Origin of the sequence: Adlercreutzia sp. ZJ154, assembly GCF_011039055.1 — a bacterium.
In the GTDB taxonomy this organism is placed as follows: domain Bacteria; phylum Actinomycetota; class Coriobacteriia; order Coriobacteriales; family Eggerthellaceae; genus Adlercreutzia_A.
Map to the genome: position 1 here is coordinate 24,667 of NZ_JAAKEF010000009.1, position 25,850 is coordinate 50,516.

21 protein-coding genes are annotated in these 25,850 nt (G+C 45.8%); 14 read left to right on the forward strand and 7 right to left on the reverse strand.

What is annotated here, in order from left to right; translation table 11 throughout:
- On the reverse strand, positions 1-603 hold the full coding sequence (thrH, locus tag G7Y37_RS05230; RefSeq protein WP_165062420.1) for a bifunctional phosphoserine phosphatase/homoserine phosphotransferase ThrH: 603 nt from the start codon (positions 601-603) through the stop codon (positions 1-3).
- 126 nt (positions 604-729) lie between these two features.
- Between thrH and G7Y37_RS05235 the strand changes: the two genes are divergently transcribed.
- A complete protein-coding gene (locus G7Y37_RS05235; protein ID WP_165062421.1) occupies positions 730-2,034 on the forward strand; it encodes a (Fe-S)-binding protein in 1,305 nt (434 codons plus the stop codon).
- A 102-nt stretch (positions 2,035-2,136) separates the two neighbouring features.
- Here the strand turns inward: G7Y37_RS05235 and G7Y37_RS05240 are convergent, their stop codons facing one another.
- Positions 2,137-2,967 carry a sortase gene (locus tag G7Y37_RS05240; protein WP_165062422.1) on the reverse strand — a complete coding sequence of 277 codons (831 nt, stop codon included), beginning with the start codon at positions 2,965-2,967 and terminating at the stop codon, positions 2,137-2,139.
- Between the two features lie 325 nt (positions 2,968-3,292).
- On the opposite strand from G7Y37_RS05240, the gene pyrH reads away from it, so the two are divergent.
- Genes pyrH through dxr form a run of 5 tightly spaced genes read left to right on the forward strand, consistent with a single transcriptional unit; the run spans position 3,293 to position 7,704 of the window.
- Positions 3,293-4,009 (forward strand): UMP kinase, encoded by a 717-nt coding sequence (pyrH, locus tag G7Y37_RS05245; protein WP_165062423.1) that lies wholly within the window; start codon positions 3,293-3,295, stop codon positions 4,007-4,009.
- A gap of 11 nt (positions 4,010-4,020) precedes the next feature.
- Positions 4,021-4,584, forward strand: a complete 564-nt coding sequence (frr, locus tag G7Y37_RS05250) for a ribosome recycling factor (protein ID WP_165062424.1) — start codon at positions 4,021-4,023, stop codon at positions 4,582-4,584.
- 48 nt (positions 4,585-4,632) lie between these two features.
- A complete protein-coding gene (locus G7Y37_RS05255; RefSeq protein ID WP_165253357.1) occupies positions 4,633-5,406 on the forward strand; it encodes an isoprenyl transferase in 774 nt (257 codons plus the stop codon).
- Positions 5,406-6,614, forward strand: coding sequence for a phosphatidate cytidylyltransferase (locus tag G7Y37_RS05260; RefSeq protein WP_241156022.1), 1,209 nt, complete (start codon positions 5,406-5,408; stop codon positions 6,612-6,614). The genes G7Y37_RS05255 and G7Y37_RS05260 overlap by 1 nt, the downstream gene beginning before the upstream one ends.
- Complete coding sequence (gene dxr / locus G7Y37_RS05265) at positions 6,601-7,704, forward strand: 1-deoxy-D-xylulose-5-phosphate reductoisomerase (protein ID WP_165062425.1); 1,104 nt, start codon at positions 6,601-6,603, stop codon at positions 7,702-7,704. The genes G7Y37_RS05260 and dxr overlap by 14 nt, the downstream gene beginning before the upstream one ends.
- Here the strand turns inward: dxr and G7Y37_RS05270 are convergent.
- Genes G7Y37_RS05270 through G7Y37_RS05285 form a run of 4 tightly spaced genes read right to left on the reverse strand, consistent with a single transcriptional unit; the run spans position 7,677 to position 16,133 of the window.
- Entirely contained in the window at positions 7,677-8,411 is a 735-nt protein-coding gene (locus tag G7Y37_RS05270) for a class B sortase (protein ID WP_165062426.1), read from the reverse strand. The genes dxr and G7Y37_RS05270 overlap by 28 nt on opposite strands.
- Positions 8,405-11,461, reverse strand: a complete 3,057-nt coding sequence (locus tag G7Y37_RS05275) for an InlB B-repeat-containing protein (RefSeq protein ID WP_165062427.1) — start codon at positions 11,459-11,461, stop codon at positions 8,405-8,407. The genes G7Y37_RS05270 and G7Y37_RS05275 overlap by 7 nt, the downstream gene beginning before the upstream one ends.
- Positions 11,458-11,946, reverse strand: coding sequence for a hypothetical protein (locus tag G7Y37_RS05280; RefSeq protein ID WP_165062428.1), 489 nt, complete (start codon positions 11,944-11,946; stop codon positions 11,458-11,460). The genes G7Y37_RS05275 and G7Y37_RS05280 overlap by 4 nt, the downstream gene beginning before the upstream one ends.
- Positions 11,947-11,978: 32 nt before the next feature.
- Positions 11,979-16,133 carry a VaFE repeat-containing surface-anchored protein gene (locus G7Y37_RS05285; RefSeq protein WP_165062429.1) on the reverse strand — a complete coding sequence of 1,385 codons (4,155 nt, stop codon included), beginning with the start codon at positions 16,131-16,133 and terminating at the stop codon, positions 11,979-11,981.
- A 264-nt stretch (positions 16,134-16,397) separates the two neighbouring features.
- Here G7Y37_RS05285 and G7Y37_RS05290 point away from each other — a divergent pair, with 264 nt between their 5' ends.
- The 5 genes from G7Y37_RS05290 to G7Y37_RS05310 all read left to right on the forward strand — a co-directional run bounded on the left by G7Y37_RS05290 (position 16,398) and on the right by G7Y37_RS05310 (position 21,763).
- The gene (locus G7Y37_RS05290) at positions 16,398-17,507 is read left to right on the forward strand and encodes a site-2 protease family protein (protein ID WP_165062430.1); all 1,110 of its coding nucleotides are present in this window, start codon (positions 16,398-16,400) and stop codon (positions 17,505-17,507) included.
- Between the two features lie 89 nt (positions 17,508-17,596).
- A complete protein-coding gene (ispG, locus tag G7Y37_RS05295; RefSeq protein ID WP_165062457.1) occupies positions 17,597-18,673 on the forward strand; it encodes a flavodoxin-dependent (E)-4-hydroxy-3-methylbut-2-enyl-diphosphate synthase in 1,077 nt (358 codons plus the stop codon).
- A gap of 33 nt (positions 18,674-18,706) precedes the next feature.
- Positions 18,707-20,458, forward strand: coding sequence for a proline--tRNA ligase (locus G7Y37_RS05300; protein WP_165062431.1), 1,752 nt, complete (start codon positions 18,707-18,709; stop codon positions 20,456-20,458).
- Between the two features lie 35 nt (positions 20,459-20,493).
- Positions 20,494-21,246 (forward strand): 23S rRNA (guanosine(2251)-2'-O)-methyltransferase RlmB, encoded by a 753-nt coding sequence (gene rlmB, locus G7Y37_RS05305; protein ID WP_165062432.1) that lies wholly within the window; start codon positions 20,494-20,496, stop codon positions 21,244-21,246.
- The gene (locus tag G7Y37_RS05310) at positions 21,230-21,763 is read left to right on the forward strand and encodes an NYN domain-containing protein (protein ID WP_165062433.1); all 534 of its coding nucleotides are present in this window, start codon (positions 21,230-21,232) and stop codon (positions 21,761-21,763) included. The genes rlmB and G7Y37_RS05310 overlap by 17 nt, the downstream gene beginning before the upstream one ends.
- 7 nt (positions 21,764-21,770) lie before the next feature.
- On the opposite strand, the gene G7Y37_RS05315 is transcribed toward G7Y37_RS05310, so the two are convergent.
- Positions 21,771-22,472 carry a response regulator transcription factor gene (locus G7Y37_RS05315; RefSeq protein ID WP_165062434.1) on the reverse strand — a complete coding sequence of 234 codons (702 nt, stop codon included), beginning with the start codon at positions 22,470-22,472 and terminating at the stop codon, positions 21,771-21,773.
- Between the two features lie 94 nt (positions 22,473-22,566).
- Between G7Y37_RS05315 and G7Y37_RS05320 the strand changes: the two genes are divergently transcribed.
- The 3 genes from G7Y37_RS05320 (at position 22,567) to G7Y37_RS05330 (ending at position 25,836) form a co-directional block, all read left to right on the forward strand.
- Positions 22,567-23,361, forward strand: a complete 795-nt coding sequence (locus G7Y37_RS05320) for a type III pantothenate kinase (protein WP_241156023.1) — start codon at positions 22,567-22,569, stop codon at positions 23,359-23,361.
- Between the two features lie 330 nt (positions 23,362-23,691).
- Positions 23,692-25,380, forward strand: coding sequence for a formate--tetrahydrofolate ligase (locus tag G7Y37_RS05325; protein WP_165062435.1), 1,689 nt, complete (start codon positions 23,692-23,694; stop codon positions 25,378-25,380).
- Between the two features lie 3 nt (positions 25,381-25,383).
- Positions 25,384-25,836 (forward strand): YkgJ family cysteine cluster protein, encoded by a 453-nt coding sequence (locus tag G7Y37_RS05330; RefSeq protein WP_165062436.1) that lies wholly within the window; start codon positions 25,384-25,386, stop codon positions 25,834-25,836.
- The last annotated feature ends 14 nt before the right edge of the window (positions 25,837-25,850 follow it).

Below are 25,850 nucleotides of genomic sequence, written 5' to 3' on the forward strand. Positions count from 1 at the left end.
TTAAAGCGCAGCCTTTATAGCTTGTAGCAGTTCGGAATATTCGGTATAAGCGGGAACATCCGGGTATTCTTTTTTCAGCGCATCTATTGTGCGGAAGAAAAATCCGGCTTTCGAATTTAGGATCATTCCCACATCATTATACGAATCGCCGGAAGCTATTGTTTGAAGCCCGGCTTGATGAAGCGCTCGCACAGTGGTTAATTTTGTTTCGGGGCAGCGCATCTTGTATCCGGTTATTTCGCCGGTAGTGTCATTCACCACAAGTTCGTTGCAGAAAATAGTTGGAAAGCCAAGCTTTTGCATAAGCGGTTTGGCAAACTGCGAAAACGTGTCAGAGATTATTATTACTTGTGCAATTTGGCGCACTTCATCTAAAAATTCGCGCGCACCGGGCATTGGGTCTATCTTTGCGATAACTTCTTGTATTTCTTTTAGTCCTAAGCCGTGTTCGCGCAATATATCTAGGCGGTATTCCATCAACTTGTCATAGTCTGGCTCGTCGCGCGTTGTGCGTTCTAGTTCAGGGATGCCTGCCGTTTTAGCAAAGGCTATCCATATTTCAGGTACTAGTACTCCTTCTAAATCAAGGCAAACGACATTCATCGAACATTCTCCTTTACGCAGTTTTTATTCGAAAAGAATAACGCGGAAGTTGAGATTTGCGCATCCATTTCGGCGAACGAAGCAACATAAATTATATAATCAGAAAACGATTTGATTGGAGGCGCTATGTCGGTACGTGATTTTCTGGCTGCATACAAGCAAAGCGAGGGTATCCATAGTGCGAAGATGGATGCGCTGATTCAATTTAGTGCGCGCCAGTTAACGTGTTCGCATTGCGGGAAATGTACGCGCCGCTGTGAAGTGCTTGAAGGTCCGGGGCTAGATATAGGGCGTATAGCGGCGGCTTACGATCGTATAGTTGCTTTGCCTGAAGATGAACAGCCAGCTGCTCTAATGCAGCTTCTTAATGAAGACTATCCTATGTATAACGCGCTTCGCCAATGTTGCTTTTGCGGGCATTGCACGGCAGAGTGTCCGCATCATGTGCTTGCGCCTGAAGATATGCGTGTTTGGCGCGAGCTGTTTATGCGTACCGAAATAATGCCAGCACAAGATTCGCGTTTGGTTATGGTAGACGAAGAATGGCATATTTTTAGTGCATATCGTGCTATATATGGTATAGGGTATCCGGAATTTACTAGCCTAGATGCGGCTGCCGAGCATGGTCCGGGGCTTGCGGATACGCTGTTTTTCCCCGGATGCTCGCTTGTTAGTTATGCGCCAGATGTAATGCGTGCCATAGGAGCGTGGCTTACCGAAAGCGGTGTTTCGTGGGCGCTGTCGGATGGATGCTGCGGCAGTCCGCTGATGAGCGCTGGGATGTTTGAGCGTGCGGCGGCGCTGCGAGCTAAGTTTATAGACCAAATGCAGAAGGCTGGCATAACGCGCATGGTAACGGTTTGCCCCGGCTGTGCCGATGAATTTGTGGAAGACATGCCTGCCGGAATTGATATAGTGCCTCTGCCCGAGTTGTTAGAGCAATTGTCGGCGCAGCGTGAATCTGAGGGTCGCGAAAGCGGTTTTTCGCCACTTTCGCGCGATGCGATTACTTTCTTCGATTCATGCCACGACAGAAGCAGTTGCCGCAATGCGCGTGCCATTCGAAGACTAATGGCGAAGTATGTTCCGCAAGCTGCTCAGCTTGAAATGGATAACCATAAGCGGCAAACACTGTGTTGCGGTGCTGGTGGTGCGGTAGCCAGCTACGATGCCGATATTACAAATTCGCGCGTTTGGCGCGTTATAGACGAGGCTCGTGCTACTGGTGCGCAAACCGTGATTACTATGTGTCCAACATGTACATACACGATAGCGCAGGCAAATCTTTCTGCGCCCGAACGCGGCATTGAAAACAAGCATTACCTAGAGATGCTTTTTGGAGTGGAAATAGACTGGGCGAATGTGTTTGATCAGCTAGGAAGCATGTGGACTGGCGAATATGGTCCGTGGCTTTCGGCAACATTTTTCTAGGTGTGCGTATGGCTTAGGGCAGGCGTGTGCTTCTTGCGTCAGGCGGGTCTGAGGGCGTGCCCTAGAGGCGCGTGGGTGCGTGCCCGGATGTTAGGCAGGCAGTTATCGGGCTACTATAATTCGGTAATTTGCGTTATCGCCGCAGCAGGTTTGTAAAATTACAGATTCGCCATAGCCGCTAACACGCTCTTGTATATCTTCCCAGTAGGCGCTGTTGGGCACGGTGAATACATCTATCACGTAATATGTTCGCGAATTACCGGTGCTGTCGTTAACAGTTATTGCGTCGTTGTACGTTAGGTTCATAACGTGATGGAAAGGTCCGGGGTTGTGTCCTATGAAATATCCCCAAGATCCATCGGTTGTGCTGTCTGATCCCATCCACAGTCCAGCGCCTGAAGATGGCGCTGCGCTTGCTAGGTATGTGTCAATGTAGGGTACGGTATTACCCTTTGCGCTTATGGTGTTGGCGTTATAGGTTTTCTGCGCAGGCGGGGATGTTGGTGCGGCAGAGGTGTTAGTTGCTGATTTCTGGGTTTTCGTTGAAACGCTCTGCGCCGTTTGCTTAACTTTAGCGCTTACCATATCTGCTTGTGCGTTCAAAAGATTTGCCCCCTCTTCTGTAGCTATTCCGCATGCTTTGTTTATTGCTAAAGTTATGCCGGCGTCTAGCGGAGATTGCGCTTTAGCGTTTTGCTCTACAGCTATGGGATGCTGAATACTTGTGCCGTTGTCTGTTTGCGCGTATGCCAAACTGGGGAATGCTAATAGCGCAGCGCTTAGTGTTAACGCTGCAATTACGAGCGCTGCAGCCTTCGCTTTACTTTTTCGTATCGCCAGAATTAGGCGGCTTTCGTTTTGCCTTCCCAATTTTGCTGATACGGCGTATATCTGGTTTGAATTCTGTATGTATTTAGACATATCAGTAGACATATCGGGCAGCCTTTCGCTTTACGTGAAGGCTCTGCTCCTCATGTCTTCAAACCTTACATTGCCAGCATATCGCCTATTTCGCGATAGGCATGGCTTATGAGATATATGCAATTTTGCCGATGTTGAAATGTAACCGTTGCTATATTTGTAGGTTGTTATTTTGACAATAATGCGTCACTTGTTAAGGTTGTTAATGGTTTCAACGGGTACGCTTTGGCAATTTCAAAAATTGGGTCCGGTGTTGGAATTCCGCATATTGCGTTTAGAACTGTTGGGTTTCGGGGTAATATGTATATAAACATGTTTCTATAAGAAGGCGGTGCGCATGGCAGACGGTTATAGGTACAACCGCGTACTCTTGAAGCTATCGGGCGAAGCTCTTGCAGGCGATCAGGGGTATGGTATAGATCCCAAAGTTGTGAACAATCTTGCTGATGAGATAGCCGATATAGTGCAAGATGGTGTGCAGCTGGCTATTGTTGTCGGGGGAGGTAATATTTTCCGCGGTCTAGCTGGCTCGGCTGAGGGTATGGATCGTGCTCAGGCTGACTATATTGGAATGTTAGCTACTGTAATGAATGCGTTGGCATTGCAAGATGCTTTCGAGCGGCACGGCATATTTTCGCGTGTGCAAAGCGCTATCAATATGCAAGAAGTCAGCGAACCTTTCATACGCCGTCGTGCTATGCGGCATTTAGAGAAGGGTCGCGTTGTTATATTAGCTGCCGGAACTGGCAATCCTTATTTCACGACCGACACCACAGCGGCGCTACGTGCTTGCGAGCTAGATGTTGATTGTTTGATGAAGGCTACAAAAGTGGATGGGGTTTACGATAGCGATCCTGCAAAGAATGAAAATGCGGTGCGTTTTGACCACATAACTTATATGGATGTATTAAACCGCGGTCTGAACGTGATGGATGCTACGGCAACTTCGCTTTGCATGGACAATAACGTACCGATGATAGTATTTGATCTTACGAAGCGCGGCAATATACAGCGGGCGTTGCGCGGCGAAGATGTGGGAACCACTATTGACTGAAGGGAAGTGCAATGGCTGATGTAGAAGAAATTTTGATGAACGCTGAAGATCGTATGCAAAAGGCGATAAATTCCTTGCGTGATAACTTTGCGGCAGTTCGTACAGGACGCGCGAATGCAATGGTTCTAGATCGTATAACGGTTGACTATTATGGGGTGCGCACTCCTATAAACCAGATGGCTGGAGTAAAAACTCCCGATGCGCACATGCTTGTTATAGAGCCGTGGGACAAGTCTTCGCTTAAAGATATAGAGAGAGCTATTCTTGAGAGCGATTTAGGCGTAACGCCAAATAACGATGGCTCTGTAATTCGTCTGCCTTTCCCGCAGCTTACAGAAGAGCGTCGCCGCGAGCTTGCAAAAAATTGTCGCACGTATGCAGAAGAATCGCGCGTTGCTGTGCGTAATGTGCGCCGCGATGCGAATGGAGCTATCGAGAAAGCAGAGAAAAACGATGGCTTGCCCGAAGATGAAGCGCGCCGTGCTGAAGAGCAGGTGCAAAAGTTGACCGATAAGTATGTTGCCGAGGTAGATGCGGTTCTGAAGGCTAAAGAAGCTGAGGTTATGGAAGTATAACGCTTCAGCGAATTTGCTTTTATCTTATTGGTAAGAGAGATTTTAGTATTGAAAGACCTAAACTACATATTTCCAGATCCTCCAATTGATGCCAATCCGTCAAATTTAGATCTTGCGCGTATACCTAAGCATGTTGCTGTAATAATGGACGGTAATGGACGTTGGGCAAAAAAGCGGGCGCTGAATCGTTTGCGCGGGCATAATGCTGGTATCGAGGCTGTCCGCGAAACTATACGCTGCGCTAACGATTTAGGCGTGCGGTATCTTTCCATATATTCCTTTTCAACCGAGAATTGGAAGCGACCCGAAGACGAAGTTTCAGGATTGATGAACCTGTTTGCTAAAACCATGCTTGCTGAGGTGGACGAATTGCACGCCGAGCAAGTACGAGTTATGACTATAGGCGATTTGTCCATTCTTCCGTCCGATACTCGAGAAGCTTTTGAACTTGCTTGGAAGAAGACTTGCAATAATGATGGCATGACGCTTGTTGTGGCTGTGAATTATGGAGGCAGGGCAGAAATAGTGCATGCTGCGAATGAGTTCATTCGCGATGCGGAAACTGCGTTAGGTGCGCATGGGGAATTTCCGCGACTCACAGAAGAAGCATTACAAAAATATTTATACACCGCCGATGCACCCGATCCTGAATTACTTATTCGTACAAGTGGGGAAATGCGCTTGTCTAATTTCATGCTATGGCAAGCTGCTTATTCCGAATTTGTTTGTTCTCCAGTGCTTTGGCCCGATTTTGATCGCTATGAATTTTTGCGTTGTCTTTTGGAATACCAATCTCGCGATAGACGTTTTGGAGCCATCTAATGGCTAAAGAAACAACAGAAGCTATTGATGAGACTTTGCAAAGTGATGCTGATTGCGCTGATAACTTTTCGGACGAATTGACCGATTTGCAGCGTGAGGCTAGGGCAAAACTTAAAACTCGTGTGCGAGAATTAACTGATGCGGCTGGGGATGAACCCGGGGCATTTAGCGCTCGACCTACGACTAAAGAACTTGGTAATGGGCGCGAACCCGAAGATCCGGCTATTATTTACAGTTCAAACAAGGCTCCCGTAGGACCGCCTTGGCATTATGATATTACGCCTGACGAGGCAGCTGCCAAGCAGCAAAAAAAAGAACAGCGTGCGCTGAAGCGTCAGAAAATGAAAAAGAATGCACTAGATAAAACACCCCAGAAATTGAAGAATCCATCTGGGCTTCAAGTGCGTTTTAGAACAGGGCTTGTTTATACACTAGTTACCATAGCGTGCGTTTTTGCTGGAAATATACCAACCATGATTTATCTAATGGTGGTGGCTGGTATATGCGCTGGTGAATTTTATTACATGTTGCGATCCGACTCTAAACTTCCAAATGAAATGTTGGGAATAGCTGGGGCAGTTCTGTTTATTCCCGCGGTGTATTTCGGTGGCTTGGCTGGTGGCATGTTGGTTGCGCTAGTGTTGCTAATAGCGCTTCTTATTTGGTACGTCTTTTGGCTGCGTGCACGCATTCAAGATGTTAGTGTCAGTTTTTTAGGTGCTGCATACACTGGGCTTTTACTTAGCGGTTTAATGATTATACGCGCGTCGGTTGAGCCGCCGTGGGGTGGTCTTGTATTGTTTTTGCTGTTTTTAAGCGTGTGGGCGAATGATGCCTTTGCATATTTCGTTGGAAGCAAAATAGGAAAACATAAGTTAGCCCCAAGAACTAGCCCAAAAAAGAGTTGGGAAGGTTTTTTGGCAGGGCTTGTAGGCTCTATGCTTGTTTGGGTAGTTATGTCGTTTGTGCCAAGTGTAAATCTTGATATTCCTACAGCATTGCTGTTTGGTCTTATATGCGGTCTTTTAGAGGTTTTGGGAGACTTAGCGGAAAGCCGTATTAAGCGCAATTCTGGTTTCAAAGATTCGGGCACCATAATGCCTGGTCATGGTGGTCTGCTCGATAGATGCGATTCGCTTTTCTTGGCATCGGTTTCGGCTGCCTTTCTTCTAATTTTAGGAGGTTGCATTCCATATGATGTCTTCTAAAGGGGTTGTAATACTGGGCTCTACGGGTTCTATCGGGTGTCAAACATTAGATGTTATATCTCAAAATCCCGATAAGCTGCATGTGGTGGGTTTAGCGTGTGGTACTCGTGTTTTCGATATGCAACGTCAGGCACAGAAGTTTTCTGTAAGGCATACAGCTGTTGGAGCAAATGACGCTTTAGACTTGATTGACCTAGATGGTGTTGACATTGTAGTGAATGCATTGGTGGGCGCGGCTGGATTACGTGCTAGTTATAAAACCTTAATGGCTGGCAAGACGCTTGCATTAGCAAACAAAGAGTCTCTTGTAGTTGGCGGAGATTTGCTTATGCCTATGGCTGACAAGCCCGGTCGTCTTATGCCGATAGATTCAGAACATGGTGCAATATATCAGTGCCTTATGGGGGAAGAAGCAAGCTATGTTAGACGTTTGTGGGTTACGGCTTCTGGTGGTCCTTTTAGGGGTATGACTACCGACCAGCTAAAAAATGTAACTGCAAAAGAGGCGCTTGCGCACCCAACTTGGAATATGGGACCAAAAATAACTATTGATTCATCCACGCTGATGAATAAAGGTTTAGAAGTTATAGAGGCGCATCATCTATTCGATATGCCTTACGAGCGCATTGAGGTGGTAGTGCAACCGCAAAGTGCAATTCATTCTATGGTGGAGTATATAGACGGTTCCGTTAAAGCTCATCTTGGTACTACTGACATGCGTATTCCTATACAATTTGCGCTCTCTTATCCTGAGCGTTGGGATGCTCCTGTAGCTCCACTAGATTTCCGAGAGCTTGGTAGTTTGGAATTTGCTGCACCCGACACCAAGACTTTCCGTTGTCTTGCATTGGCTAGAGAGGCTGGCAAAACAGGTGGAACTTTGCCTGCAGTAATGAATGCTGCAAACGAGGTTGCTGTTGGAGCTTTTTTGCAAGGAGAGTGCTCTTTTTTGGATATAGCAGCTTGCGTAGAAGACGCTATGGAAAAGCACAAGGTTCAGCGCGTGGAAAGCATAGAGCAGCTGCAAGAAGTTGATATGGATGCGCGTCGTTGTGCGCTGAATTATTTGTCAGATTGTACTGCAGCATAGACAAGAGTTCTTTCGTTTGAATATTGGTTATAGCTACAAGTAACAAAAGTAATGCATGATGAGGGTATGCTATCTTGTAATTTTACGCAGCATTCATCGAGGCGCTCTGAAAACCACAGATTAAAATCTTCTTGCGTATTGAAAGACGTTCGTTTTGTGCGCTGATTCCCCTTTACTATAGATGCGCCTGAAATTTGTAGAACTTTCTTCCATTCAGGGGTTTGCAGCAGCACTATCGAGTGTTTTTGAGCAAATTCTTCTTGCGAATAGTTAGCAAATGTGGCGAACATGGAATTCCCATTTCTTATGTTATGTCCGAATATTACAGCGTTTTGGCTGTTTAATCCCAGCTCTGCACAGTCTGCATCTAAGTATGGGCAACCATGGTAATTGGCGTAGCCGCGTATGTCATGTTCTAAATAATAAGTGGGATTATCTGTAGGCGCTTGTACTATAGCGCAGCTAAGTTCAGCTCCGGGTATGCTTACCCAGCCAATAACATCTGGATTTACGCTCTGCCAATAATTCCAGTCTATCTCTGGAAATCCTTCAGCATCTTGCGCTTCTGGAAAATTGGGGTTAGGCGCAGTGTATGAGTTGTTGGTGCACCAGAGCAGCCATGCAAGTACACATCCTAAAAGCGCAAAAGATAATCCCGCTATAGAAAATCCTAGTGCAGCTTTTATTTTGTAGCTGCGCTTTACCATGTTTCTTTTCTTTTTAAAGATATGTGTCCGTAAATTATTCCTATTGCAGCAATAGTTGTGACCAGAATTGCGAATAGGACTATTGTTTGGGAGGAATCTCCTGTTTTGTCGTAGGTTTCTCCTATTTTTGATGTGGCTATTGCGCCATTATTGGCTGTTTGACCATATCCGGTATTTATAGTGGGATCTCCAAAGGTATCTATGGAAGCGTCTAAAGACACTGGGTCTACAGATTGGTCAGTTATTTCACCTTTTTCTGCAGGGTCGCTAGGCTGATCGGGGACATAGGTATTTTGTGGTTCGTCTTTAAGTTCTGGATTATTTGGCAACTCCGATTCGTTTGGTGTATTTGTGCCGGCTGCGTTCAACGGTTTCCATTTTGCATATAGATTTACTACAGCTTTGTCATTGCTAGCTAGATTGATAGTTTGTTCTCCCGGTTCGTAGCAATTAGTTATTCCGCTACGATTTTTGCTCCATCCGCAGAATTCGTAACCTTCACGAGAAAATTCATTACTAGCAATATTGAACGGCTCGTCGTAAACGCATTTTGTGCAGCTCATGTCTCCTATTCCACCGTTGGCGTTATATCGTATCGTGTATTCAATTGGTTCAGATATTGCGATATATGTTGCAGCTGTATAAAGTCCATCAGAGTTTCTCTCTGGTAATACTTTCGATGTTGTACTTATTGTTTTGCCCGCTATGTCGTGCCATTCAAGAAACTTATATCCTGTATTCGATATGGCTTGCGCGCCGTTTGCCAATCCGCTTTTGGGTAGCAATTCTTCGCAAGCATTGTTGATGCTTGTTTGGTTTGAGTTTTCCGCTTTGTAGGTTATAAGGACAGGTGCATTTTCCTGCCAAACTGCATAAAGCTCTACGATGTTGGTTCCCTCTTCTACTATATTGCAGATATTTTCACCATCCTTGAAGACGATGGGTCCATCTTTGCTTAATGCCCATCCTTGAAAGGTATTGCCCGGTTTGGTGAATTTGCAATAATTTAGCGTGTCTGGCTGATCGAAATATTCATGTTGTGCAGGCATATCGCCATATGCTTCGTTTGGGTTAAATACTATGTCGTATTCAAGAGGAGTCCATTGTGCGAATAATGTTATGTCATCGTCGTTTTTATCTGTTAAATTATTAACCCATTGAGCATCTGCAAAGGAAATACCTTCTCCTTTCATGTCGGTATTCCATCCTGTAAAAATCCATCCATCGCGTTGAAAACTACACTTGTTAAGAGGCTTGCTCTCGTCGTATTTCATTGCTTGTCTATCCATTTGTCCGCAGCCGCTATTCGCATCAAAGGTTATGTGATAGTTAATTGGAATCCATTTTGCATATACGGTTGAATCTTCTACAACTTCTTTGTATCCATCGGTCCAGCCGTCAAATATGTAGCCGGTAATGGTTGGAGGTGCAGGTGGGGTAGCACTTTGTCCCGGCTTTAATGGTTCGGTTTTTAATGTATTTCCCCAGCCGTCATCAAATGTGACAATGCAATTATCTGCCCATTGGGCGTATAGTTTTACAACTGCACCGTTTGTAGCAGATAAATTAGATACACTTTCTTTGTTTGCGTAAGTATCGCCCGTACCGTTGGGTTTTGTGTTCCATCGTTGCCAAGTTGATTCGCTATTATTGAATAAATTTTGCAGTAGTTCTGCATCTTTATCGTATGTCATGTGTTGGACTGGCATGCTTCCCGACCCGCCGTTTGCACAGAATTCTATGTCGTATTTATTAGCTTCCCATTTCGCGGTTATTTGTGCGTTTTCGTATGTGCGTGTAATCTCTTTGTCCCAATTTACGAACGTATAGCCTTCACGTTTAGGAATTTCGGGTGCAGTGGGTATTCCGCCGAATGCTACCGTTTGACTTTTAAGTGCTGAACCTATGCCGTCGTAAAAACTGACAGTGGGATTTTTGCCCCACACCGCATATATGGTATTTGTTCCTGCGGCAATTGTTACAGAAGATACGATGTTTGTTTTAATGCTGTTGTAAGTAGCTTTATTGTTTATATCTCCATATTTTGTTTTCGACCATCCAAGGAATGTATAGCCACTTCTGGTCGGCTTAGCAGACGTTAATGTATGCGATTTGCCTTCTTCGAAATAGCCTGCATAGTTGCTTGCGCGTGCTTGGGAGATGTTGGTAACGATGCTGGAACTTGAGCCACCATTCAGGTTATAGACTAGGGGAGCATAGGGAACAATTTCAACATCGTCGATCATCGAGCCAGTACTTGAACTATCGGTTGATATTTCAAAACTTGTTCTCGTTTGTCCATCAGACACAAGATATTTTCCCTGATATGTTTCCCAATAAGCACCCTGAGCATAGTTCGATGTTTTGCTTGGGCAGTATGTTGTCATAGTGGTGCCAACGTATCCGAGTGCACCTCTTTTATCTACATTTTGGCTTATTCTATAAGCTCCTTGTTTTGCGGCATTATTCCATCCGATAGTCATATATACATTTTCAGCATGGGTAGCATTTCGGGCTTGATGTTTGAATTTCCAAACAAATAGTGTTCCCGGAGTAGTTGCTAATTTTTGCTCCATGCTTAGCGCATAGCCTTTCCAGTAATTTGTGGAGCTTTGCGAGTATCCATCATTACCAAACAGTAAAGCGTATTGATTACCTTCGGATTTTTGTATTCGTACACCGTGTGAGGGCCAAATTCCATATTCATCGGTGCTTGAACCTTTGTGGTAAAACCACTCCATATCTATGTCGTAGCTGTCCCATCCAAAGTCTTCATCTGGTACATCGTCTAACCAAATTTCTCCGTCATAAGAGAAATTCTGCAAAGGTAGATAATTCCAATTTTTATTAGTAAACGCATCTGAGGTGCCACTCTGCAATATCGGATAGTTGAATCTTCCGTTTTCAATCTTAGTTGGAAGTGCAGCGGCAGCTTCAGCCGCCTGTATGCTCGATAGAGCAACAACAGGAATGCAGCTTGCAACTAAAAGAGCCGATAAGCCAAAGCGTATCATCTTGTTTTTGCGTGTAAGTTTAGCGGCGTTATTCATTGTTCTACCGCCCTAACTTCACCGCAAGATGTGCAGGTTTCTGTTTCAGTTACTAATTCGTCGTAGGCTTCATTTGCTACTACTACCTCTGTCCATTCCTTAGTTTTTTGATGTGTTTCTGCAATGGGGACATTTGTGGTGTAGCCGCTATGTCCTGTTAATGCGCGATGCTCTTCTGTTTTGCCATCTATTGTTTCATTGCAGATATTGCAAACTGTGTGTGGTACAGAAACAGTCTCATATGTTGCCGGGTGCTGCACTTCGTAAGTTACAGCGTCGTGATGAACCAATTTAGTGTCTGGCTGGAATATGTGAGTGCAAGTTTGCGTTTGCGCATCTGGTGTTTCCGCTTCGGCAAATTGGCGCTGTAGACCAGTAGATGTAACAACAATGGCGGATACCCCTACGCTTATAGCCAATAATACTATGGCGCATGTTATAAAAATCACGTGCTTAGTTTGTATCTGATTGTTTGTGGTATTCATTTTACCTCCCTGATTACGTATACGAAAAAGTGCTAGCGCAATCCGCGTAGCGCTCTCTCTACAGCTGCTTGTGCTCTTCTGTTGCGCGCTGTAACTTGTCGTATTCCGTATATTGTTCCTAGCAAAGCTATAGCTAACATGCTTGCGATGCCGGCAATTATCGGACCTGTCGTATCGCCGGTTTTGTCATATCCTGTTCCTGCTGGTGGTATGTTTTGCCCAGATATATGTACTGTCTGATCTGTAGATTCAATATCGGCATGCATGGCTACTAATACTTTTTCGGAGTGGTCATCTCCTGTATCCATGCGTCTATAAAGATATTCATACACCACAATATCTTTATCAGCAATGCCGGTTGCATCTAAGGTGAACTCAACGCTTTCGGTTCCGCTTGAAGCTGCTGGAACGAAATATTTACTGGCTTGTATTTGTTTGTCGGCTATCAGAAGTGGATTGCCGGTATTTCTGTCGTACAGCACCCCTTCTAGCGTGTATTCTTTGCCCGGGGTTAAGCCTTCGTAGCTGATTTTATCTAGTATTTTGGCTTCAGAACTGTTCAGTAAATTATGATCTCCGTCGGTAGAATCGGTAGCCATTGTTTTTATGGTTCCTGTTACGAACAATACACTCTGCTCTTCGCTGTTTAAGTCCGTTTCGGCGCATACAGCTTCGCTAGAGCTAAGTTTTACTAGCAATATGCACGAGGTTGCCCGAGTACCTTCTAAATCGCGTGCATCCAAAGCGTATTCTAAAGTTGTGTTTCCGGACGATTTGTCTGCCTTGAAAGTGTGAGATGCGATTACAAGTCTAGAAGCTATGTCGTCGTATTTCTTCAGTATTTCACGCAGCGCATCTTTATCAAATTTGCGTGGATATTCGGTTTGTTTCTCGAACAATTCTGCAAGAGTGTTTTCGCTATTGCTAATACCTAGTGCAGCAAGTAACTCTCGCATCATGCTCTCGGTTTGCGTAGATGCGTTGCTAGTCAAATCAGATTCGGAATATTGCAAAACGGGCAGCCCGGTGTCGGGGTCTATTAATATTCCATACGCTGTATATTCTTCGCCAATTACGGCATCTGCATACGAGACATCATCTTTTAATACCGCCTCCGAATCGGCTGTTACTTGTTTTGTATTTGTTCTCGCATCCTCCATATAGGTCCATGCGCTAATGTTATGTATAGAGAAACTTTGGTTTTCGTTATTGGGGTCGCGATCTTGAGCTACAACAACATCGTCGCGAAGCAGCGTTTCGTATACCACGATGTTATCTCCGTCGCTTGTTCTGGAATCAAAATTGAATGTAACTTGAGTTGTGCCGTTGCTGTTTTCTGGGGTAAATGTGGTTTTTGAAACTACCGCATTACCATTTTCGCCTAGTAAGTTTTCGACAAATGTTGTAGTTGTATTATCTTCGCTTACAGTGCGTGTTTTTAGCATTAACTCTCCGTTTAGCGTGTACTGCCTGCCCGGAATAAGGTTTTCGTATTTTACGGTGTCCACTACACATGTTTCGCCATCGGCAGATACGGTACTATCGCCATCTAGCACATCGGCTACTATGGTTGCTATAGCTGGTTCACATATATTTACTGTTTGATCGGTATCTGAAATATCTTCATGTTTAGCTATTATTTCCCCATCTCTGTATAGCGTTTCAAAAAGCACTACATTTTGTCCCGCTAAGGCGCTGGTATCGCATTCGAATGTAAGGTTTATACTTCCATCGGTATATTCGGGAATAAAAGTTTTTGAGGCGCTGTATTGCTCATCTTGTGCATCCAATAATGGCTTGGCTGCATAATCGGTTTCCTCGGCGTTCAAAGAATCGCTTTTTAGCCAAAGCGTTCCGTGAAGTTCGTATTCTTCACCCACGCAAAGATTCCTGTAAAAAACAGTGTCTGTTATGTGTGCTTCTGGGTCTGCTGTAACAGTTTTGTCTTCATCGTTAGGGTCGAAGGCATATGTTTTTAGAAATTGCTCTTTTATGTGTATTGTTTGGTTATAGTCGCTAACATCTTTGTGCTCGGCAATTACGGCTCCAGTTTCACTTTTTATTAACTCTTCGTATACAACGACATCGCATCCGGCATAGTTTCTGGAATCGAATGTAAGCGAAACTTCCGCATAGCCATTTTGCTGTGTGGGTACAAATCTTGCGAAACCTGTTATAGGGTTGCCTTGCGAATCGGTTATAGCTTCTCTTGTGTCGGCATCTATAAGCGAGGCATGAAGTTCATAGGCTTTGCCTTCGCCTATGTCTAAATTTGAGTATTGCACCCGGTCTACAATCCGGGTCTTTATGTCTGCATTAGCAACTTTTGACCCAGTCTCAAATTCGCGAGCATATGTTGATATAGCGCATTCTGCAAGTGCTTGATTGTCGAATGTTCCCAAGTCTACAACGTATCCTTCGCGTTCTTCTATAGTAAGACTTGGTATTCTTATAAGAGATAACCCAGAGTTACCCGACACGCGCAACTCTTCTATCGAGTATGTTCCAAAAGGAAGCGCACCTTTAGCATTATCTGGATTGCTGGTACCAAACCAAACCCCTGCAGACGAATTCAATTTCGATTCGTCTACCGCATTTTCGTTTACGGCTAAATCGTTTGCGTTTGTGTTGCTGGAATGTGCGACCCATTGTGCGCTTGTAGATGCTTGACCATTGGCATCTGTTACTACTATATGACTTTCTTTCGTAGTGTTGTTTGTTATGCGAAAAGGAATATTAGCCATACGTCTTTGGTCTGATTCGCGGGCTTTTATGAATTTGAAATCGCCGCGGAATACCTGATCTGCTACGGAAGGCGCGTTATATACAGTGTTTGTTTCATCTGTGCCTGCAGCTGTTATCTGACGTACTTGTACGCTGCTGTCGCTAAGATGATAGCCTTCTGGAGCCTTTGTCTCTTGTATTAAAAGCGTTCCTAGCGGAATAGCTGCAGCTCCCTCAGATGATCGATAAAATGCGTCCCCCGATACTAGGCACGAATCATCTAGCAGGGCATGTCCGTCTTCGTTTGTGCGAATTACCCATGTGCGCTTCGGATTGCCGCTTTGTTCGGCTTCGTCTTTATTTGAGTAATACCCATCGTAATAGCGCACGGTAAATTGTGCGTCTGCAAGAGAAGCTCCGCCTTGTGCTTGTCCGGTGTTTGTTTCAAGATCTAGCTTGGCTACAATTATTTGTGCTGTGTTGCATAGCGGTGTGTCGTATACATTGTTAGTATTGATTCGTGTGGTTGCTCCTTTTTGAACCTCTGTGCGATATGTTCTTTTGTCTAGTGCGTAGCCCTTGGGCGCTTCAAGTTCTTTTATAAAATATGTACCTGTTTGCAGATAGTCTGATTTAGCAAATCCGCTATTATCTGTTGTTAATTCGGCAACTTTATCGCTGCATTCATTGTTGCGAAATATTCCGTACTTTGCATTTCCTAAAGAGTAGCATCCGTTTTCTTGTGTTGTTTCTTCATTTGCTGATACTTTTGAAAGGTCTATCCAGCCGCCCGGCATGTACCCCAATATGACTTGTGTATTGCTGCCGGTGTTTAGTTGGAAGCAGTTAGCTATAAATTCGCTAGGCACATCGCCTGTTCTTGCATAAATCCGCGCTTGGGGTGTGTTGGCATTGAAGTTGCCGTTATTGTTCATTAAAACGTTGTTAAGTGCCCAAGACTTAAATTCATCTGTAGTGTTATCTAAGGCTTCCTCGCTGCTGCAATTGTAAAAATCGCTAAGGACGATATGTGTCAAAATAAGATACTCGTCTTCGCCCATAGCTTCAGAGTTAAACCAAGTGCCCGGCCACATACTGGCATCGAAGCCGGGACCGCCATATCCAAACCAAAGGCACGCTGCTATGTCCTTTAGTTGATAGGTGTTGTTTTCATTAGTTGTGGTCATGCTAATTGGCGATTTTGCATATGTGCCATTTGGCGGCGCTTTTTTAGATGGAACACCGCAATAGGCTATATTGCCGTTGGTGTACATATAATTCGTGCGGGCGGTTGAGTAATATATTTCTCTACCAATATCTAAGTTTGTGTTGTTTTCGGCATACGCTATATCGGCTCCCATTGGAACCCCCGGTATCAGTCCTAATATCAGAGCTACCGCTATTAAAGTTGCTAGTGCGCGACGAGCGCGTATATTCGGTCGTTTTGCTTTAGTTCGTGCCACGTCTATCTCCTAACCACTGCATTGCGGATATGTTTTGTCTGTATGACTTTAGATATGAGATCTGACGTGTAGGTATCAAAAATGCAATATTTGATGACACTGAATTTCGTCTTCTTTTCGCATATATGCAATATTGGTTTAGGCGTAATTCTCGTGTGCGCCTTGCGTAAAACTTACAAGAATCTTGCAAAAACCTTGCAGCATTTACCTCTTGTATCGCACAATATGTAAAAACATGATTCGCTTGATTAGTTAAGGCGTTATATGGACATATTGTTTATGATCGTTTCCGCGGTTTTCACTATTGGCTTTCTCGTATTTATTCACGAAGGTGGTCATTATTTGGCTGCGCGGGCGTTCGGGGTTCGCGTTACGGAATTTATGTTAGGGCTGCCCGGACCAAGCATTGGTTTTACAAAGGCGGGAACGCGATTTGGCGTAACTGCGGTTCCTTTAGGTGGGTATGCCAAAGTTTGTGGAATGGAATGCGATCCGATAGACGAAAACATTCAACCTGTTCTCAATTGCGTGTATCGTAGTGGCTCTATTACTCTTGACGAGGTTGCGCAGCGCTGCAACATCGACCAAGAAGATGCACAAAATGCGCTAGACCAGCTGGTGGAGTGGGGAAGTGTTATTGCGCCTACCCGCAAGGATACGCAAGAAGTGTATCGCACGCCAGCCGTACAGCCCACTAGAAAACAGCGCCGTCAAGCTGCTCGTCTATGCGCTTTGGCACCTGCAGTACAGCCGATGGGCGCGCCGCGTATAGTTGACAGCGCAGAAGCGCTTTTCAAGCGGGAATTATCACAACAATATAGGAATTTACCGTTTTGGAAGCGCTCGGTAATTTTGCTTGCAGGAATTGCTGCGAATCTTATTTTTGCAATTGTGGCGTTTATTTTAATTTACTCGGTTATAGGCTTTGATGTTTCGCATCCCGACACAGGCGAAATCGTGCATGTAATAGTTAGCCCAGATAAAGCTATAACGGCTGGGTTCACATATATTGGAATGACAATTCAAGCTATTCTTGGTCTATTCAATCCGGCTACAGCGGCGCAGACTGTATCGAATTCCACTAGCATAGTTGGCATTGCCGTTATGTCGGCTGACTATTTCGCTGCGGGCGTAGCTGAAGCGCTGTTCTTTATGGCGATAATTTCTGTTTCGTTGGGATTGATGAATCTGCTTCCTATTCCGCCGCTAGATGGCGGGCGCTTTGTTGTAGAGGTCTTTCAGAAAATCAGCCGTCGTCAAGTTTCCACCCGCGTGATGGGATACCTCTCATTAGTTGGAATGACGCTTTTTATTGGCTTGTTCGTTATTATGCTAAATCAAGATGTACAACGCTTTATCTTCGGTAATTGGTGATGGATAATCCTTAGGTGAAGATAGCGGCTTTAAGGATGGTTTTTTAGGTGGAAAACGTTATTTCGGATACGGATATTTCTGTGGAAAACATGTCTTCGGTGCGCGACAATACTCATCAAGTTATGGTTGGCAGACGAAGCGCGGGTGGAGTTGCCATAGGTGGTGGGGCTCCTGTTTCTGTACAATCGATGCTTAGCTGTCCTGCAACTGATGTTTCAGCAAATCTAAATCAGATAGAGCGCTTGGCAGAAGCGGGATGCGAAATAGTGCGAATGGCTATTCCGAATCATGATGCTCTTCCCGCTTTTCAACAAGTTTGCGAAAAATCGCCGCTGCCGGTAGTTGCCGATGTCCATTTCGATGCACGAATAGCAATGCGTGCTGCGTGGAGCGGTGCGGCAAAACTTAGGATAAATCCCGGCAATATTGGGGGTTTAGAAAACACAAACATGGTCATAGATGCGGCGCGCGGCGCGGGAATTCCTATACGTATCGGGGTAAACGCCGGGTCGCTCGATTCTGCTTTGGCAGCACGCAAAGACCTTACGCTGCCCGAAAAGCTGGCTGAATCTGCCGCGGAATACGTGCGCTATTTTGAACAAGAACGCGATTTTCACGATATTGTAGTGTCAGCTAAAGCGCACGATGTGAAAACAACGATACAAACTTATCGCCTGTTAAGCCAGCGTATACCCCATATTCCGCTACATATAGGAATTACTGAAGCCGGTACTGTTTTTCAGGGCACAATAAAATCTGCTGCTGGCTTGGGCGTTCTTTTAGAGCAGGGAATAGGCGATACAATGCGCATTTCGCTAACCGACGATCCAGTTCTTGAAGTGCGCGCTGCGTGGCAGTTGCTTGCGGCTCTTGATATGCGGTGCAGAACTCCCGAGATTATAAGTTGCCCTACATGTGGGCGTTGCAAGGTAGATATGATTCCTATTGCCAAGGCGGTTGAAGAGGCGATATCGCGTCTAAATCGTCCATGCAAAGTGGCTGTCATGGGCTGTGTTGTGAATGGTCCGGGTGAAGCCGCCGATGCAGATGTGGGGGTTGCTTGCGGAGAAGGTCAGGGAGCCATCTTCTGTCATGGTAGAATTGTGCGAAAAGTTGATGAAGCGCATATAGTTGATGCGCTGATGGAAGAGGTCGAGAAACTCTAAAGTGGCGAATCTCGGCCGACTGAAGGAGAGTCGATGACTGAGATAATCCACCTCAGTAGGTTTTATATGCCTACCCTAAAAGAGGATCCGGCAGATGCAGAAATAGCTAGTCACAAACTGTTACTCCGCGCTGGAATGATTCGCAAAACCGCAAGCGGAGTCTATACATTTTTGCCGCTTGGTCTTCGAGTGCTGCGAAAAGTTGAGAATATCGTGCGTGAAGAAATGGATGCAATCGGTGCGCAAGAGATAATGATGCCTGCTTTGCAACCATCCGACTTATGGCATGAAAGCGGTCGCTGGGATGATTATGGTCCAGAGTTGATGCGTTTGCACGATAGGCACGATCATGGTTTTTGCTTAGGTCCCACACATGAGGAACTTATCACATCGCTAGTACGCGATGAATTGCGCTCCTACAAGCAACTTCCCGTATCGCTGTACCAAATACAGGTGAAATTCCGCGACGAAATACGACCGCGCTTTGGTTTGCTTAGAAGTCGTGAATTCATAATGAAGGATGCGTATTCATTCCATGAAACCCAAGAATCTCTGCAGCAGACATATGACGATATGAGTGGTGCGTATGGACGCATTTGCGATAGATGTGCGCTTTCTTGGCGTGCGGTAGATGCCGACTCTGGTCAGATTGGTGGTAGCGTAACTACTGAATTTATGGCACTTGCCGAATCGGGCGAGGCTGAACTTGTACACTGTGCATGTGGATATGCTGCCGATGCCGAGGCTGCTGAGTGCATTTGCCATCCGACCATGCATAAGACCGACACGATGCAGAAAATCTCAACTCCTAATGTTCATACTATCGATGAGCTAGCGGAATTCTTGAATATTCCAGCAAGTTCCACCGTGAAGGCACTTTCGGGCAAGAGCGCCGATGGTGAATTGGTGGTTTTCTTTATTCCGGGCGATCATGAATTAAACGATATCAAGGCTGATCGCGCTGTTGCCGGATTTGAGTTTCTGACCGACGAGGAAATGATAGCTTGCGGTTTGCACAAGGGTTCGATGGGTCCGGTGGGGCTGCCGGACGAAGCGCGAATAGTAGCCGACCGCAACTTGCGCAATATTTCTATGTGGGCTGTTGGTGCTAACGAGGATGGATATCATTATGTTGGCGCACAACTGGGAATCGATTTTCAGGTGGATGAATGGGCTGATCTTTGCACGACCGTTCCTGGCGACTCCTGCCCCGAGTGCGGATGTGCACTACAGGGTGCGCGTGGCATAGAGGTTAGCCAAGTGTTCCAGCTAGGCGATAAGTATTCTCGCACCATGAACGCCACCTATCTTGACCGCGATGGCAAAGAGCAGTTTTTCATTATGGGTTGCTACGGCGTGGGTGTCACCAGAACGTTGGCTGCTGTTGTAGAGCAACATAACGACGATGATGGCATAATCTGGCCGCCATCTATAGCTCCTGCGCATCTGTGCATTTTGCCGCTATCTTCCGATGATGAAGTAATGAACGTTGCAAATACTATTGCGCACGATTTGGCGCAGATGGGATTTGAGATAGCTATTGATGATCGTGACGAGCGGGCTGGCGTAAAATTTGCTGATGCCGACTTAATCGGATGGCCTTTGCAGGTAATTGTAGGAAAGCGCGGCTTGGCGGAAGGTAAGGTAGAGCTGAAACGCCGTCGCACAGGAGAGCGCAAAGATGTAACGCTGGATTACCTGAGAGAGGCTATGGTTTTTGTCAATGGCAAAATGAAGACTATGACGCGGGGTGGCACTAACATTTTCGCCACCTTCTTCGAATAAGTAATATTGGAAACAATATGGTTGGCATATAACACATGGCTGAATATATCGAAGGAAAGCGTGCTGTAATAGAGGCGTTGCGCAGCGGGGTTCCTCTGCGCAACGTTCTTTTGTCTGACAACGTGCAACACGATGGTCTTATTAAAGACATTCTGCGAAAGGCAAAGCAGCGCGACATATCAGTGCGCGAAATTTCCCGAAAGCGAATGGATTCAATTAGTGAACGCGGAAGCCATCAGGGAGTTATGGCAGAAGCGAAGCCCTATTCATATGTTAGCGGTGGCGAAATATTAGCAGCAGCTTCAACGCATGCCGAAGAAGTTGGTAATGCGCTCATAGTTGTTTGCGACCACATAACCGATGCGGGCAATTTAGGTGCCATAGCGCGCTCCGCAGAGTCGGTAGGAGCTAGCGGGCTTGTTATTCCAAATAAAAGATCGGCACATGTTAGCGCTGCTACATATAAAAGTTCGGCTGGTGCTGTCTCGCATATTCCAATAGCTCAGGTTGCAAATATTTCAAATTTTATTGAACGCGCGAAAGAAGATGGTTTTTGGGCGATAGCAGCAACAGAGCACGCGGACTGCATTTTATGGGATGCCGATTTAAAGGGGCGCATTGTTTTAGTTATGGGCAGCGAACACGATGGGGTGTCTAGGCTAGTTCTCGAAACGTGCGACATTGCGGCGGCTCTGCCACAAGAGGGCTGCGTTGCTTCTCTAAATGTAGCGCAGGCATCTACTGTATTTATGTATGAATGGCTCCGCCAAAATGTCCAAAACGCGTAAGAAACTACTTATAGTAGATGGCTATAACGTATTGCGCTCGGGCAGTCGTTATAAACGCATTATGCTGCCTGACTATACAGACGATACATTTAATGTGGCTCGTGAACGCCTGCTAAATGATGTAATAAATTATTCGGGTCGCGATATGCAAGCCATAATTGTATTCGATGGCAAAGATAACCAGTATTCACGTGGGGAAGCTGAAAGTGTTGGCGGGGTTAGGATTATATTTTCTCCTGCAGGTCAGATAGCCGATCGTGTAATAGAAAAATTGGCGCACGATGCACGCGAGCGCAACGTGGAAACCATAGTGGTGACAAGCGACTCTACTATACAAGATACGGTATTTGGCGATGGCGTTGACAGAATGAGCGCCGAGGGCTTCTGCCACGAAATGGAATCTTATTACGACAGTATGCGCTTAGAAGAAAAGCCTGCAATTGCCCGCAAAAGCACAATAGCTAATCGCATTAGCCCCGATGTATTAGAAAAGCTGAAACAGCTAAGAGATGCTTAGCTGTTTCTTAGTTATTCACCACTTTAAAACGATAGCCATAGCCGCGCACGGTTTCAACCAAGCCAGAATCGTATCCCGCATTGGAAATCTTGTCGCGCAGCCGCTTGATGTGGGTATCAACCGTTTTTGTCTCGGTTAGATACTCCCAGCCCCATGCATCGCGTAGCAAATCTTCGCGCGATACAACTTTGCCGGCATTTTTCATCAGCGAAGCTAGCAGTTCGAATTCGCGAGGAGTTAGCTCTATTTCGCCAATGTTTCCTATTGCCGTATGAGCATCTTCGTCTAAAGTTATTCCGCTGATGGCAATTTTGTTACCGGATATGCCCAAATCGCCGGATCCACGGCGCAAAAGCGCACGTACTCTAGCCACTAATTCGCGTACACCAAAAGGCTTTGATAGGTAATCATCTCCGCCTATCTCAAGACCGACCACTTTATCTAGTTCAGTGTCGCGTGCAGAGAGGAACAAAACAGGGGCTGCTGTGCTTGTGCGCAGTCGGCGGCATAGTTCGTATCCGTCAATGCCGGGCAGCATAATGTCTAAGATATAAAGATCATAGTTGTTTTGGCTAGCCAGCACCAATGCATCCTCGCCGTTCTTTGCGAGATCTACTGTGTACCCTTCGGTTTTTAATGCATAACCTACGAAATCAGTGATTGTAGCTTCGTCATCTACCACAAGAATACGGCTTGTTGCGTCACTCATGTCAGACCTCTTTTTCTAACTACAACGATATAAACAAAATACTTTATGTCAGAGTAATATATTAGCTGATATCTAGACGTTGTGGTATCTAAAGATGAATGGGGAAGTGGGAAATATGCTTCTTGCGGTAGATGTTGGCAACACACAAACGGTTGTCGGGGTGTATTCCAAATCTGATCTGATAAATATGTGGAGACTTGCCACAAATCGGGTTTGCACTGCGGATGAGCTGCGTGTCAGCCTAATCTCGCTTTTTCAATCGGCGGGGCTAGATCTATCTTGTGTGCATAGAGCGGCTTTATCTTCGGTTGTTCCGCAGCTGACTCAGGCATGGTGTAGCGCGGTGCGCGAATGTTGCGGGGTAGACATGCTAATATGCAGCGCTCAAACGGCAGGTCAGCTGTTCTGCGCGCATTATCCTAACGTTTCAGAAATAGGCGCCGATCGCATTGCTGATGCTGTAGCTATGAAGGCAATATATGGCTACCCCGGGATAGTTGTAGATTTTGGGACTGCTACCAATATCGAAGTTATAGATTCAGAAGGCTTCTTTGTTGGTGGCATTATAGCGCCGGGTCTACAGACATCTGCGCAAACGCTTTTTACCCGCGGTGCGCAGCTTCCCGCTGTGGCTTTAGAGGCACCCAGCTACGTAATAGGTACAAACACTGTAGAAGCTATGCAATCTGGAATAGTTCTTGGCGAAGTTGACCGGGTAGAAGGGCTTATAAAGCGCGTATTCAAACAACTAGGCTATGAAACTTTTGTTGTGGCTACCGGTGGCTTGGCGGGGCTTGTGGCTAAGCATTGCGAAACAATAACGCACGTTAACCCAGAACTTACGCTAGAAGGGCTGCGGCTTATATCTGATTGCAATGCAAATTCTTAGTGCGCGCATCGTTGATAGGATATTTTTCAGCAGAAAGTGGTCAAAACTTCCGACTTTCCACGGTAATGTCTCGAATAATCTGCGTGAAATATGGAGAACACTGGGCAAACAGAAGAACATAGCGTTTCAATAGGTGCAATTTGGCGCTTTGCACCGTGGAAAGTCGAAAGTTTTGACCATTTTTGCAATAAAAAATGACTAATCCGGGCTGAATTTGTCTTTTGCCGTTGCGTGCGAAATAAGCAGCGCCTGCGACATTGGCGCATTGAGCGCATCTTTTGCGAGTTAGAATCGTTGCATCCACCAACATATCGCGGCTAGGAGGCACGCATGCTGACAGACATCGAGATCGCCCAAGCAGCAAAGACCAAGCACATCGAAGAAATTGCCCAAGCGTGTGGCATAGATGACAAGTATTTAGAGCTATATGGAAATTACAAAGCCAAGGTTGACTATAACTTACTTAGAGAAGAAGAGCACAAGCCGGGCAAACTAATATTGGTTACAGCTATTAATCCAACGCCTGCGGGCGAAGGCAAAACTACTACTACAGTAGGACTTGCAGATGCATTGTCGCAGCGCGGAAAGAATGTCGTAGTTGCTTTGCGTGAACCTTCTTTAGGTCCCGTATTTGGAATTAAAGGTGGTGCGGCTGGTGGCGGATATGCTCAAGTGGTTCCAATGGAAGATATCAATTTGCATTTTACGGGCGATTTTCATGCGATAGGTGCCGCGAACAATCTGTTAGCTGCTTTGCTGGATGCACATATACAGAATGGCAACGAACTTAACATAGACGTTCGCAAAATAACATGGAAGCGCGTTGTGGATATGAACGATCGCCAGTTACGTCATATTGTAGATGGCTTGGGTGGTAAGCCCCATGGCGTTCCTCGCGAAGATGGATTTGATATAACCGTGGCAAGCGAAGTAATGGCAATTTTCTGTTTAGCAACAAGTATCACCGACTTAAAAGAGCGTTTAGGGCGCATTGTGGTGGGTTATACATACGATGACAAGCCGGTTACTGCGCACGATTTGCACGCCGAAGGTGCTATGACCGCGCTTCTGAAAGACGCGTTAAAGCCGAATTTGGTGCAAACACTTGAAGGCACGCCTGCTTTTGTACACGGGGGTCCTTTTGCAAATATTGCACATGGCTGCAATTCAATTATGGCGACACGTATGGCGTTGGCGTTGGGCGATTACTGCGTAACCGAGGCTGGTTTTGGAGCCGATTTGGGTGCCGAAAAATTCTTAGACATAAAGTGTCGCTTGGCTGGTCTGAAGCCCGATGCTGTGGTTGTTGTTGCCACGGTGCGTGCGCTTAAGAATCATGGTGGGGTACCAAAAGATCAGCTGAATACCGAAAATCTGGATGCCCTTACAGCCGGTCTTCCAAATTTGCTACAGCATGTAGAAAACATAACTAAGGTATACAATCTTCCATGCGTAGTGGCAATAAATGCTTTCCCGACCGACACTCCTGCGGAATTGGCTCTTGTAGAGGAAAAATGTCGCGAACTTGGAGTGAACGTGGCGCTATCGGAAGTTTGGGCAAAAGGTGGCGAAGGCGGCTTAGCGCTGGCGGATGAAGTTGTACGCCTAGCACAAGACGGAGATGCGGAAGGTCGCAGCCGCGAAACATTTGAGTTCGCCTATGACGATGACCTGTCAATTTCCGAAAAGATAGAAGCGATAGTGCGTCGGGTATATCACGGCAAAGATGTAGCTTTCGAACCTGCTGCCGTAAAAGAGATAGCGCAACTTGAAGCGCTCGGCTTTGGCAATATGCCCGTCTGCATGGCGAAGACGCAATACTCGTTTAGCGATGATGCCGCTAAATTAGGTGCTCCGCAAGATTTCACCGTAACAGTGCGTCAGGTAAAAGTTAGTGCTGGCGCTGGGTTTGTGGTGGCGCTAACTGGCAGCATAATGACTATGCCCGGTCTTGGAAAGACACCTGCTGCCTTCAATATAGATGTTGATGAAAATGGCGTTATCTCGGGGCTATTCTAAAGTATGGCATCATTTAGAGATACAGCATCTCTTTTAGAAAAGGCTAGCGATGCTCGTGCTGCGTTTATACGCAACCGCAAAGCGCAAAATGTCTCCATCATTCATTTTGATGGAGACAACAGCTTTCCTGAATGCAAACAATGCGGGCAATGCTGTGGTCTGAACGTTATAGCTATGACGCGCGAAGAAGTTTTGCGTATACATAACTATATCTTGGAAAACGATGTGCATCCTATAGATCGCGGCACTACGCGGTGTTGCTTGCAGGCAGAGGATGGGTCGTGTATGGTTTGGCAAGTAAGATCGCAGACATGCAAACTGCATCATTGCAAGGTGGCGCGCATCGATCTTCTTAGAGAGAATCCGAACATACGCGTGCATGACGATTCAGAGCTTTATCTTGTAGACATGCATGCGCATTTTATTTGCGGAGATTCGGAAGTGCATGAATGTTAAAGGTGTGTTTGCGC